Source organism: Pantoea sp. X-Soil-MYKO-1289 (assembly GCF_059730625.1).
This window is the reverse complement of the sequence record NZ_AP036004.1, coordinates 1,034,006-1,046,730: the sequence shown is the minus strand read 5'-3', so window position 1 is coordinate 1,046,730 and position 12,725 is coordinate 1,034,006. Positions and strand designations below refer to the sequence as shown.

The 12,725-nt window shown below is 59.9% G+C and carries 12 protein-coding genes; 5 read left to right on the top strand and 7 right to left on the bottom strand.

The features are described 5' to 3' along the window. On the bottom strand, positions 1–450 hold the full coding sequence (nrdR, locus tag AC6I7Z_RS04955; protein ID WP_033788790.1) for a transcriptional regulator NrdR: 450 nt from the start codon (positions 448–450) through the stop codon (positions 1–3). 178 nt (positions 451–628) lie between these two features. Between nrdR and lysM the strand changes: the two genes are divergently transcribed. Together lysM and AC6I7Z_RS04945 are read left to right on the top strand one after the other, a co-directional pair. Continuing rightward, a complete protein-coding gene (gene lysM / locus AC6I7Z_RS04950) occupies positions 629–1,066 on the top strand; it encodes a peptidoglycan-binding protein LysM (protein ID WP_316555265.1) in 438 nt (145 codons plus the stop codon). A gap of 17 nt (positions 1,067–1,083) precedes the next feature. Further along, a complete protein-coding gene (locus AC6I7Z_RS04945; RefSeq protein WP_497813358.1) occupies positions 1,084–1,647 on the top strand; it encodes a SadB/YajI family lipoprotein in 564 nt (187 codons plus the stop codon). Positions 1,648–1,708: 61 nt separating this feature from the next. Here AC6I7Z_RS04945 and secF read toward each other — a convergent pair whose 3' ends face one another. From secF to queA, 5 genes are all read right to left on the bottom strand, one after another. Continuing rightward, complete coding sequence (secF, locus tag AC6I7Z_RS04940) at positions 1,709–2,677, bottom strand: protein translocase subunit SecF (RefSeq protein WP_033752739.1); 969 nt, start codon at positions 2,675–2,677, stop codon at positions 1,709–1,711. 10 nt (positions 2,678–2,687) lie between these two features. After that, positions 2,688–4,535 carry a protein translocase subunit SecD gene (gene secD, locus AC6I7Z_RS04935; RefSeq protein WP_071997378.1) on the bottom strand — a complete coding sequence of 616 codons (1,848 nt, stop codon included), beginning with the start codon at positions 4,533–4,535 and terminating at the stop codon, positions 2,688–2,690. 25 nt (positions 4,536–4,560) lie between these two features. Continuing rightward, entirely contained in the window at positions 4,561–4,893 is a 333-nt protein-coding gene (gene yajC / locus AC6I7Z_RS04930) for a preprotein translocase subunit YajC (protein ID WP_033752741.1), read from the bottom strand. A gap of 25 nt (positions 4,894–4,918) precedes the next feature. Next, entirely contained in the window at positions 4,919–6,043 is a 1,125-nt protein-coding gene (tgt, locus tag AC6I7Z_RS04925) for a tRNA guanosine(34) transglycosylase Tgt (protein ID WP_033752742.1), read from the bottom strand. Positions 6,044–6,119: 76 nt separating this feature from the next. Next, a complete protein-coding gene (queA, locus tag AC6I7Z_RS04920; RefSeq protein WP_497813357.1) occupies positions 6,120–7,190 on the bottom strand; it encodes a tRNA preQ1(34) S-adenosylmethionine ribosyltransferase-isomerase QueA in 1,071 nt (356 codons plus the stop codon). Between the two features lie 105 nt (positions 7,191–7,295). Here queA and AC6I7Z_RS04915 point away from each other — a divergent pair, with 105 nt between their 5' ends. From AC6I7Z_RS04915 to AC6I7Z_RS04905, 3 genes are all read left to right on the top strand, one after another. Continuing rightward, positions 7,296–7,877 (top strand): ACP phosphodiesterase, encoded by a 582-nt coding sequence (locus AC6I7Z_RS04915; RefSeq protein ID WP_497813356.1) that lies wholly within the window; start codon positions 7,296–7,298, stop codon positions 7,875–7,877. A gap of 130 nt (positions 7,878–8,007) precedes the next feature. Then, positions 8,008–8,823, top strand: a complete 816-nt coding sequence (locus AC6I7Z_RS04910; protein WP_497813355.1) for an inositol monophosphatase family protein — start codon at positions 8,008–8,010, stop codon at positions 8,821–8,823. 437 nt (positions 8,824–9,260) lie between these two features. Next, a complete protein-coding gene (locus AC6I7Z_RS04905) occupies positions 9,261–11,216 on the top strand; it encodes an acyltransferase family protein (protein ID WP_497813354.1) in 1,956 nt (651 codons plus the stop codon). A gap of 102 nt (positions 11,217–11,318) precedes the next feature. On the opposite strand, the gene proY is transcribed toward AC6I7Z_RS04905, so the two are convergent. Next, positions 11,319–12,668, bottom strand: a complete 1,350-nt coding sequence (proY, locus tag AC6I7Z_RS04900) for a proline-specific permease ProY (RefSeq protein ID WP_497813353.1) — start codon at positions 12,666–12,668, stop codon at positions 11,319–11,321. Positions 12,669–12,725 lie beyond the last annotated feature (57 nt).

The following is a 12,725-nucleotide window of genomic DNA, read 5'->3' as shown; positions in this document are numbered from 1 at the left end:
TCAATCCTGTAACCTGGCAATCTCCGCGCCGAAATCGCGAATATCTTCAAAACTGCGATAGACCGAGGCAAAACGAATATAGGCGACCTTGTCGAGCTTTTTCAGCTCGTCCATCACCAGATTGCCGATCAGCTTGCTGGGGATCTCTCGCTCGCCGGTGGCGCGCAGCTGGGTTTTGATATGGTTTACCGCGCTTTCCACCGCATCGGCGCTGACCGGGCGCTTCTCCAGCGCCTTCATCATGCCGCTGCTGAGCTTGTCTTCATTAAAGGGTTCGCGCACGTCATTGCTTTTCACCACCCGCGGCATCACCAGCTCCGCCACTTCAAAGGTGGTGAAGCGCTCATGGCACACCAGACACTGCCGGCGTCGCCGCACGGACGATCCTTCACTAACCAGACGAGAATCAATGACTTTAGTGTCCACAGCAGAGCAAAATGGGCAGTGCATGACCTTTCCTGACGCTAAATATATGGGCCACACAGTGTAGCGCGAATGGCATGTCAACAAAATGTATAAGCGTGCCTTTCCTCTTTTGCCATTCGGCAGGAGACGTCGCAAGAAAGTGTCTATGCTTACTGATGTCGTCAGCAAGACGGCCTACACCATGACAATCTGGAGGATATATATGGGTTTGTTTAACTTTGTGAAAGAGGCAGGCGAAAAACTGTGGGACGCGGTATCCGGCCATGATGATGCCAGTAAAAAGCTGAAAGAGCACATCGACAAGCTGGGCTTACCCGACAGCGACAAAGTAAACGTAGCGGTCAACGGCGACACCGTAACGGTGAGCGGAGATGGCATTTCTCAGGAGCTGAAAGAGAAAATTTTGGTGGCGGCCGGCAACGTTGCGGGCATCACCAAAGTCGACGACCAGGTCAAAACAGCCGACAGCGCGCCGGAAGCGGAATTCTACACCGTGAAAAAAGGCGACACGCTGAGCGCAATTTCAAAAGCGGTTTACGGCAACCCTAACGAATACAACAAGATTTTTGAAGCCAACAAGCCGATGCTGACCCATCCTGACAAAATCTATCCGGGCCAGGTATTACGTATTCCTAAATAACGGACAAGGAAGAGTTTATGATCAGGATGGTTTGGGCGCCGCTGGCGTGTGCGGTGGCGCTGCTAAGCGGCTGTAGCTCGACGCCCGTCAGCCCCAAAGTGAAGCAGCTGCATCAGGAAGTGAGCCAGCTGAATCAGCAGATGCGCCACCTGACCTCTCAGGCGAGCGCCATCGAAATTCAGGGGCAGCTTAACAGCAACTCGACGCAGGGCGCCTGGCTGGTGCCGCAGGCCAATACGCCGGTCGAGCTGCAAACCCAGCTCGGCAAGCTGCGCCTCTCGCTGACGCGCGTCGCGGCGGAAGCCAACGGCTCACGCGCTAACCTGACCATCAGCGCCACCGACAGTCAGCCCGTTCCGGCGCTGCGCGCGCGCGTGGTATGGGGCGAACGCGATCCGGCGACGGGCAAGCCGCTTGACGCCACCAGCCTGAGCCAGGAGATCGAGGTGCCCGCCGCGCTGCTGCCGCGCGCCTCGGTTATCGTGCCGCTGCGCCTGAGCGGCCTGACGCCGGACCAGCTCGGTTTCGTGCGCGTGCATGACGTAGCGGGCGACGCGCCTGCCGCGCCCGTCGCGCAGTAAAACAAGCGCCCAAACAAAACGGGCTGCCAGATGGCAGCCCGTTTTTTATTACGCTTGCGCGTTACGGCAGGATTGAAGGCTGATCCGCGCCCTCTTTCTCCACCTTCTGCACCAGCATATGTTCGCGCTTCATGCCCAGCTTCAGCGCCAGCGCGGAAGAGACATAAATTGACGAAATAGTACCGATGGTGACGCCGATCAGCATCGTCAGCGAGAAGCCTTTCAGCAGCGCGCCGCCGAAGATGAACAGGATCAGGATCATCGCCAGCGTGGTGAGCGAGGTGATCAAGGTACGGCTCAAGGTCTGGGTCAGCGACACGTTGGTGATATCGTAAGAAGAGCCGCGGCGGATCTTGCGGAAGTTCTCACGAATACGGTCGGATACCACGATTTTATCGTTGAGCGAGTAGCCGATCACCGACATCAGCGAGGCGACGATGGTCAGATCGATCTCGATGTGCGCCAGCGATAGAATGCCGCAGGTGATGATCACGTCGTGCGCCAGCGCCAGCACGGTGCCGAGCGCCAGACGCCACTCAAAGCGAAAGCCGATATAGATCAGAATCGCAATCAGCGCCGCCAGCAGCGCCATCGCGCCCGCCTGCGCCAGGTCGTTGCCCACGCTCGGGCCGACGAACTCAATGCGCTTCACCGTCGCGTTCTGCTGGGTGGTCTGATTGATGATGGTGATGATCTTGTTGCCCAGCTCCTGGCCGGCCGGTCCGTCCATGGGCGCCATGCGCACCATCACGTCACGGCTGCTGCCGAAGTTCTGCACGATAGGATCGGCATAACCCGCTTTTTCCAGCCCGTCACGCAGCGTATCCAGCTCTGCGGGCTTCTCCAGCGCGATCTCAATCACCGTACCGCCGGTAAAATCGAGACCCCAGTTGAAACCGCGCACTGAGACCATGGCGATAGACGCCACGATCAGCAGGCCGGAGATAATAAACGCCAGCGTGTCCCAGCGCATAAAGTCGACGACTTTACGCCCGTGGTTCAGCTGTTCAATATTGTATTCCTGTGCCACAACGCACTCCTCAGATAGACAGCTTGTTGATGCGCTTGCCGCCGTACACCAGGTTCACGATGGCGCGCGTTCCAACGATCGCGGTAAACATCGAGGTGGCGATACCAATTGCGGTGGTAATCGCAAAGCCTTTAATTGAACCCGTACCAACGGCATACAGGATGATGACTTTGATCAGCGTGGTCACGTTAGCATCGACGATACTGGAGAAGGCGCCTTTGTAGCCTTCATGGATCGCCTGCTGCACGGAACGGCCGTTTCTCAGCTCTTCCTTAATACGCTCGTTAATCAGTACGTTCGCATCCACCGCCACCGCCAGCGTCAGCACGATACCGGCGATACCCGGCATGGTGAGCGTGGCGCCCGGCAGCAGCGACATGACGCCGACAATCAGCACCAGGTTGCACAGCAGCGCGCTGGTGGCGATCAGGCCGAACTTCTTATAGAACACCACCATAAACAGAATCGAAGCGATCAGACCCCACAGACAGGCTTCAAGCCCCTGCGTGATATTCTGCGCGCCCATGGTCGGGCCGATAGTGCGCTCTTCCACGATCTGAATCGGCGCAATCAGCGCGCCCGCACGCAGCAGCAGCGAGAGCTGACGCGCTTCGTTCGGGTTGTTGATGCCGGTGATGCGGAAGCTGTTGCCGAGGCGAGACTGGATATTGGCGACGTTGATCACCTCTTCCTGTTTCACCAGCACCGCGCGACCGTTGGCGTCTTTCTTACCGCTGTCTTTGTACTCCACAAACAGGGTCGCCATCGGCTTGCCGATGTTGTCCTTGGTGAAGTTAGACATGATATTGCCGCCCGCGCCGTCCAGGGAGATATTGACCTGCGGCTGGTTGTACTCGTCCATGCTGGACGTTGAGTCGGTGATATGGTCACCGGTCAGGATCACGCGCTTGTAGAGCACAACCGGCTGACCTTCGCGCGTCTGCTTCACTTCCGAGTCGCCCGGCACGCGGCCGTTGGCGGCGGCGGTCGGATCGGCGGTGGTGTTCACCAGACGGAACTCCAGGGTCGCGGTGGCGCCGAGGATCTCTTTGGCGCGCGCGGTATCCTGAATGCCCGGCAGTTCAACGACGATGCGATCGGTGCCCTGACGCTGCACCAGCGGTTCGGCGACGCCGAGCTGGTTAACGCGGTTACGCAGAATAGTGATGTTCTGCTGAACGGCGTATTCGCGCGCTTCGCTGAGACGCGCGTCGCTCATGACCGCGCGCAGCGCGTCGCTGCCGCTGGAGGAGATGACCATGTCGCGATGGCGCGCGCTCAGCCAGTTAATCGCGGCATCGCGGCTGTCGCCGTCGCGGAAACGGATTTCCACGCCGTAGTTGGCGATTTTATTGACGTTGGTATAGGGGATATTCTTTTCGCGCAGGTCGCTGCGCAGGCTGTCGGCATTCTGCTCCTGCAGCTTGCCCAGCGCGGTGTCCATATCCACTTCCATCAGGAAGTGCACGCCGCCGCGCAGATCCAGACCGAGCTTCATCGGCTCAGCCGCCAGCATGCTCAGCCAGCGCGGGGTAGCCGGCGCAAGGTTGAGCGCGACGACGTAGTTCTCGCCAAGCTTATTCACAATCGCTTCACGGGCGCGCAGCTGCACATCCGTATTGGGGAAACGCGCCAGGATGGCGCCGTTTTCCAGCGCGAGGGATTTGCTCTGGATATTCTCTTGTTTTAACAGGTTCTGAATCTGATCCAACGTTTGTTCACTGGCGGCGACGCCGCGCGCGCCAGTGATCTGAACGGCCGGATCCTCACCATACAGGTTGGGAAGCGCATAGAGCAGGCCGACAAGAATGACGACGACCAGCATCACGTACTTCCACAAAGGATAACGATTTAACACGGCAGTTCCCTTAGGGAAGTAAATATTAGAGCGCCTTCATCGTACCTTTCGGCAGGACGGCAGCCACGAAATCACGTTTGATAACCACTTCGTTCGTCTCGTTCAGGGCGATAGAAACATAGCCCGTGTCAGAAACTTTCGTTACGCGGCCTACCAGGCCGCCGCTGGTCAGCACTTCGTCGCCTTTCGCGATGGAATCCATCAGCTTTTTGTGCTCTTTCGCACGCTTCTGCTGCGGACGCAGGATCATGAAGTAAAAAATCAGGCCAAACACCACCAGCATGATCACCAGAGAATACGGACTTCCCTGCGACGGTGCACCTGCGGCAGCCACGGCGTCAGAAATGAAAAAGCTCATTTAATTTCCCTCATTGATAGAATTATCAGACGTTTAACGGCGGAACCGCTTTGCCCGTCCGTTGGTAGAACTCGCTAACAAAGCGCTCCAATTTACCCTCTTCAATAGCCTGGCGTAAACCCGCCATCAGGCGCTGGTAGTAGCGCAGGTTATGAATGGTATTCAGGCGCGCGCCGAGTATTTCGTTACAGCGATCAAGATGATGCAAGTAGGCGCGGCTGTAATTGCGACAGGTGTAGCAATCACACTCCGCATCCAGCGGCGAGGTGTCGTCTTTATGCTTCGCGTTACGGATTTTCACCACGCCGTCGGTGACGAACAGATGGCCGTTGCGCGCGTTGCGCGTCGGCATCACGCAGTCGAACATATCAATGCCGCGACGTACGCCTTCCACCAGATCTTCCGGCTTGCCGACGCCCATCAGGTAACGAGGTTTATCCTGCGGGATCTGCGGACAAACGTGCTCCAGGATGCGATGCATGTCCTCTTTCGGCTCACCCACCGCCAGGCCGCCCACAGCGTACCCATCAAAGCCAATCTCTACCAGACCTTTGACCGAGACATCACGTAAATCTTCGTAAACAGAGCCCTGGATAATGCCGAACAGCGCGTTCTTGTTGCCCAGGCTGTCGAAGCGATCGCGACTGCGTCGCGCCCAGCGCAGCGACATCTCCATCGAGCGCTTCGCGTAGTCCCAGTCCGCCGGGTATGGCGTGCATTCGTCGAAGATCATCACGATGTCCGATCCCAGATCGAACTGAATCTCCATCGATTTTTCCGGATCGAGAAAGATCGGATCGCCGTTGATCGGGTTGCGGAAGTGAACGCCCGCTTCGGTGATCTTGCGGATATCGCCGAGGCTGAACACCTGGAAACCGCCGGAATCGGTCAGAATCGGCCCTTTCCACTGCATAAAGTCATGCAGATCGCCATGCAGCTTCATGATCTCCTGGCCAGGACGCAGCCAGAGATGGAAGGTATTGCCGAGGATAATCTGCGCGCCGGTTTCCTGCACCTCTTCCGGCGTCATGCCCTTAACCGTGCCGTAGGTGCCCACCGGCATAAACGCCGGGGTTTCCACCACGCCGCGATCGAAAATCAGACGGCCACGGCGCGCGCGCCCGTCGGTAGTGTCGAGTTCAAACTTCACAAAGCCTCCATCAGAGAAACAGTCTGATGCGATGGTTAAACAAGCAGTTTACGGCGCCGCCGTAAACCGGACGTCATCAGGCGCCGATTTTCTCGTGCGGCGCCTGCGGATTTTTCGTAATGAACATCGCGTCGCCATAGCTGAAGAAGCGATATTGTTCTGCCACAGCGGCGTGATAGGCCGCCATGGTGTGCTGATAGCCGGCAAAGGCCGACACCAGCATAATCAGGGTCGATTCCGGCAGGTGGAAATTGGTGATCAGCGCGTCGATCACCTGATACTGGTAGCCGGGATAGATAAAGATCTGGGTGTCGTCGAAGAAGGGCGCAATCAGCGCTTGCTGGCTGGCCTGCGCCGCGCTCTCCAGCGAGCGCACCGAGGTGGTGCCGACGGCGACCACTTTATTGCCGCGCGCTTTGCACGCCAGCACCGCGTCGACCACCTCCTGCGGCACTTCGGCATATTCAGAGTGCATGACATGCTCTTCGATGCTGTCGACGCGCACCGGCTGAAAGGTGCCCGCGCCGACGTGCAGCGTCACGAACGCCATCTCGACGCCCTTTTCGCGCAGCGCCGCCAGCAGCGGCTCGTCGAAGTGCAGTCCGGCGGTCGGCGCCGCTACCGCGCCGGGACGCGCGCTGTAGACGGTCTGATAAAGCTCGCGATCCGCCTCTTCGTCGGGACGATCGATATAGGGCGGCAGCGGCATATGGCCGACGCTGTTGAGAATATCCAGCACCGCGCGGTCATCTTCGAACGCAATCTCGAACAGGGCGTCGTGACGCGCCACCATCGTCGCCTTCACGCTCTCGTCGTCGCCCAGCAGCAGCTCCGCGCCAGGCTTCGGCGCTTTAGAGGCGCGCACGTGCGCCAGCACGCGCTTCTCGTCCAGCATGCGCTCCACCAGCATTTCGATTTTGCCGCCGCTCGCCTTCCGGCCGTAAACGCGCGCCGGGATCACCCGCGTATTGTTGAACACCAGCAGATCGCCGGGATTCAGCTTCTCCAGCACGTCGGTAAAGACCCCGTGCGTCAGCTGCCCGCTCGGACCGTCCAGCGACAGCAGGCGACAACCGCTGCGCTGCGCCTGCGGATAGTGGGCGATAAGAGATTCAGGCAACTCAAAAGTAAAATCGGCGACACGCATGGCTAACTTCTTACTCAGGCATAAAAACAGGCGGCACAGTTTAGCGGAAAAGCGGCCAATTCTGAACAACTGGCTGCACGTTCGCACTTCTGGCTATAATGCGGCATGAACTTTCTTGCCCATCTTCACCTCGCTCATCTCGCCGATAGCTCGCTGCTCGGCAACCTGCTGGCGGATTTCGTGCGCGGAAACCCGCACGAACAGTGGCCGACGCCGGTTGCCGACGGCATTCTGATGCACCGCCGGCTCGATGCGATGACCGACGCCCTGCCGGAAGTGCAGGAGGCGCGCCCGCTGTTTCGACCAGAAACGCGCCGCGTTGCGCCCATTACCCTTGACGTGGTGTGGGATCACTTTCTCGCCCGCCACTGGACAACCCTCCATCCTGAGATCACGCTGGCGGCCTTCTCGCGCTTTGCCGAACAGCGCGTGGTGCCGCAGATGGCGGGCACGCCGGAGAGCTTTCAGGCGCTCAACGCCGTGATGTGGCGCGAACGCTGGTTCGAGCACTACGCCGATCCGGCGCGCATGGCGCGCGTGCTTAGCGGCATGGCCCAGCGTCGGCCGCGTCTCGCCGCGCTGCGCGACTCCTATCAGGATTTCACCGACCACTACGACCAGCTGGAAACGCTCTTTTTCCGCTTCTACCCGCGCCTGATGGCGCTGGCGCGCAGCAAAACGCTCTAACCTTTTCCCGACTTGCCAGCCCTCTGCATTTGCGGCTTAATGAAACCCTGCTTAACAATAGCGTGCATCCTGCACGCTATTTCCGGCGAATGATCGATTCAGCCGCGTGACAAATCATAAGAGGGAAAGGATGTCATCCGCTTCGCAAACCGAAACAGACGCGCGTTACCACTATGCCTGTGAAATCGCCCGCGCGGCGGGCAGCCGCGCCTATGCCTGGTATCAGCAGCGCCAGCAGCTGGTGGTGGAACACAAGCGGGATTTACAGGATGTGGTCAGCGAGGCGGACCGCAACGTCGAAGAGCTGATTAAAACCCTGATCGCCGAACGCTTCCCGGACGATGCGGTGCTGGGTGAAGAGAGCGGCGGCGAGGTCGAGGGCGCGCGCTGGGCATGGGTGGTGGACCCTATCGACGGCACCGCCTGCTTCCTTAACGGCCTGCATAACTGGTGCGTCTCCCTTGCCGTGTTGTGCGACGGCGAAGCGCTGATCGGCGTGGTGTGCGACCCGAACCATCAGGAGCTGTTTCACGCCTGCGCGGGCCGCGGCGCCTGGGTCAACGACACGCGCCTGCAGGCGCACGGCGCGCAGCATCTCAGCGAGGGCGTGCTGGGATTAAGCAACTCCAGCCGCGCGCCGGCGCAACAGACCGCCGCGTTCATTCAGGGCCTGCTTGCCGAGGGCGGCATGTTCGTTCGCATCGGCTCCGGCGCGCTCACCACCGCCTGGGCGGCGGCGGGCCGTCTGATCGGCTATTACGAAGCGCATATGAACCCCTGGGACAGCCTGCCGGGCATCGTGCTGATGCGCGAAGCGGGCGGCGTCGCCAACGACTATCTTGCCAACGACGGCCTGAAAAACGGTAATCCGGTGCTGCTGGCCAACCCGGCGATCTACGCGCAAATCAACGCGCTGCTCGGCCCTGACGCCATTAAAGAAACCTGAGCCAGACGCGCCTTTATACAGGCGGCGCCATAGTCTATGTCGCGGAGAGGATGGCGCGATCGCAAACCCAGTCGTCCCCCTGCGCGCTCGGCCCGGTAGCGGGCCAACGCGCAGCGTGCTGGCCCGTCGGGTGATGCTCTCCGCGTCTGCGCCTTTTCTTCTTATTCTGCCTTTAGCCTGCCTAATCTATCGCCCTTTTATCCTTAATCGCCGCTGCACTGTTTTTTCAGCGCCACTGCGAACTTTTCTATATTCGCGTCGATATGATTTCCCTGCCCTTTTTTGACATAAAATAAAGGCGTCAATCATCCCTTTATCATTATTTTTTATTTTGTCTTTTGATTAATTCGGCGACTGGATTCGCCGATTTCTTTATGGGCGGCGCCAACGACATCAGCGGTGTTAAATACCTTTGTCGATACTCGGGGGATCCGATAATGAAAACGCTCTCATCACGGGATTATCGCGCGGATATCGACGGCCTGCGCGCAGTGGCGATCCTGCTGGTTGTGCTGTTTCACGCGGGCGTCAGCACCCTGCCCGGCGGCTACGTCGGCGTTGACCTCTTCTTTGTTATTTCAGGCTTTCTTATCGGCGGCGCACTCTATCGCGACTACGCTGCTGGCCAGTTCTCGCTCTATCGCTTCGCCTTGCGCCGTATTCGCCGCATCGCGCCTGCGCTGCTGACCATGCTATTCGGCCTGCTGTTTATCGGCTATTTCCTGCTCTCGCCGCTGGAGTATAGCCAGCTGGCGAAATACAGCTTTGGCGTCTTTCTTTCGGTGCCCAATATTATTCTGCTTAAAGGCGCGGATTATTTCAGCGCGCCGGCGGATTTAAATCCGCTGCTGATCACCTGGTCGCTCGGCATTGAAGAGCAGTTCTATCTTGTGCTGCCATTTATCATGCTGCTGGCCGCCAGAAAGCGCGCCTTATTATTCGCGGTAGTGGCGCTGCTAAGCCTGCTGTCGCTGGCGAGCTGTATCTGGCTGACGCCGCAAAATAGCTCGCAGGCCTTCTACCTGCTGCCGACGCGCGGCTGGGAGCTGGGCGCGGGCGTGCTGCTGGCGCTGTGGAGACCGCGGCCGATCGGCGGCCTGTGGGCCAACCTCTTCACGCTGGCCGGACTGGCGCTGATCGCCTTCTGCGCGCGCCGGCTCAGCAACGGCGAGGGGTTTCCCGGCAGCCAGGCGCTACTGCCGGTGCTGGCGGCCTGCCTGCTGATCGCGGCGCGCAGCACACTCAGCCGCCTGGCGCTGGAAAACGCGCCAATGCGCTTTATCGGCAAAGTCTCTTACTCCTGGTACCTGTGGCACTGGCCGCTGCTGGCGCTGGCGCGCATCTGCAGCGACGGCCCGGTTAGCGTCAATCAGGGGCTGAGCATCAGCGCCATGGCGCTCGGCGTCGCCTGGCTGTCGTGGCGCTACGTCGAGCAGCCGTTCCGCCGCCCGGCCAGCGCCCCGCGCGCGGTCATCCCCGTCTATTGCCTGATCTCAGGCGCCGCCGCCGTCGCGATGGTCGGCCTGTGGAGCAGCGGCGGCCTGCCATGGCGCGTCAACGATAAGGTGATCAGCAGCGAAGCCTACAAAATCGACGCCCAGGCCGATCCCTGCCTGGTCGGGAACGGCGCAGGGCTGCCCTCAGCCAGCGCGCGCTGCCAGCCTGAGCGGTCGCGTCCCGGCATCGCGCTGGTCGGCGACAGCCATGCGGCGGCGATGCGTCTCGCCGTGGCGCGCTACGCCGAGGCGCAGGACAAACCGCTCTTTCAGCTCACGAAAGACACCTGCCCGCTGCTGGCGGCGGGCGTCACGCGCGCGCTCTACCAGCAGCCGGCGCACGCCAGCCAGTGCGCGACGTTCAACGCCGCAGTCATGAAAGCGCTGCTCAGCCCGCGCATCGACGAGGTGGTGATCGCCGCTTCCTGGGCGGCCGGCATCGAAACGCTGCCCGGCGCAGGCTACCGCGACCTTCATCATCCCGACAGAGACAACCTCAGCGCGCTGAAACAGGGCATGGACGGGGTTATCGCCCAGCTGCGCCAGGCGGGTAAAAAGGTGGTATTGATTGAGGATGCGCCGTTGCTGTCGCTGGATCCCCTGCGCTACAGCAACAACCGCAATATGCCGCTGCGCCGCGAGCTGAGCCAGTGGCTGAGCGACTGGAAACCCCTGCCGACGCAGAACGCCCGCACCCGGCTCTACTCCCTGCCGGAAGCGGACGTGACGCGGCTGCTGCGCGGCTACGAACAGCGCGACGTGCGCGTGGTGTCGCTACAGGAAAATTTATGCAACCGCAGCGGCTGCCTGGTGACCTGGCAGGGCCTGCCGCTCTATTACGACGATAGCCATCTGAGTCCGCAGGGCGTGGAGATCGCGCTGGGCAGCCGCTGGTAGCGCCGAAACAGACGGCTCATCATATAGATGCGGCAGGTATAGCCCGAAGAGCAAAACGGCCCGCGCAATCTCTTGCGCGGGCCGTTTTCGTCTTATAACGATTTATGACTTACGCACCAGCTTATAGCCCGCCAGCAGCAGCACAATCCACACCAGTCCCACATAGAGCGAAATCCGCGTATCCGGGAAGTAGCCGATCAGCGCGATAATAAAGCCCAGGAACAGCACGCCGAACAGCGAGGTCCAGATGCCGCCCGGCACCGCGAACTGCAGCTTGCTCGCCGCCTCTTTGCCGATCTTGCGGCGGAAAGCGATCTGCGACAGCAGGATCATAATCCACACCCAGACGGTGGCGAAGGTGGCCAGCGAGGCGATAACCAGGAAGACTTTCTCCGGCATCAGATAGTTGAGATAGACCGCGATCAGCATCGCCGCCATCATCACCACCACCGTCACCCAGGGAATACCGCGCGCGGACACCTTCATAAACATCTTCGGCGCGTGGCCCTGCTGCGCCATACCGTGCAGCATACGTCCGACGCCGAACACATCGCTGTTGATCGCCGACAGCGACGCCGTCAGCACCACGAAATTCAGGATAGAGGCGGCGGCGGCGATGCCGAGATGCTGGAAGGTCAGCACGAAAGGCGAGCCGTTGGTGCCAACCTGATTCCACGGATAGATCGACATAATCACGAACAGCGTGCCGACGTAAAACACCAGAATGCGCATCGGCACCGAGTTAATGGCGCGCGGAATCGACTGCGCCGGATCTTTGGCTTCGCCAGCGGTAATGCCGATAATCTCGATGCCGCCGTAGGCGAACATCACCATCTGCAGCGACAGCAGCATGCCGACGATGCCGTGGGCGAAGAAGCCGCCGTTGCTCCACAGGTTATGAATGCCGGTCGGCTGGCCGCCGTTGCCGATGCCCCAGAAAATCATCGCGAAACCGGCGACGATCATCACCACAATGGTGGCGACCTTGAAGAAAGAGAACCAGAATTCGACTTCGCCGAACACCTTCACGCTCATCAGGTTGACGGCGCCGATGATCAACACCACGCTCAGCACCCAAATCCAGTGCGGCACATCAGGAAACCAGACGCCCATATAGATGCCGAAGGCGGTCACGTCGGCAATGGCGACGATCAGGATCTCAAAGCAGTAGGTCCAGCCGGTGATATAGCCCGCCAGCGGCCCGAGATAGTCCTGCGCATAGCGCGAAAAGGAGCTGGCCTGCGGGTTATTCACCGACATCTCGCCAAGCGCGCGCATAATGATATAGGCCACCGCGCCGCCGATAATATAGGCGAGCAGCACGCTCGGCCCCGCCATCTTGATGGCATCCGCCGACCCGTAAAACAGTCCGGTGCCAATCGCCGATCCCAGCGCCATAAAACGGATATGGCGCGTGCTCAGTCCGCGTTTGAGCTTATTGGTTTCTTGCATAACAACCTGTACCTGTAAAAGAAAAACCACGGGCAAGCCCGTGGTCAGAGAGAACAG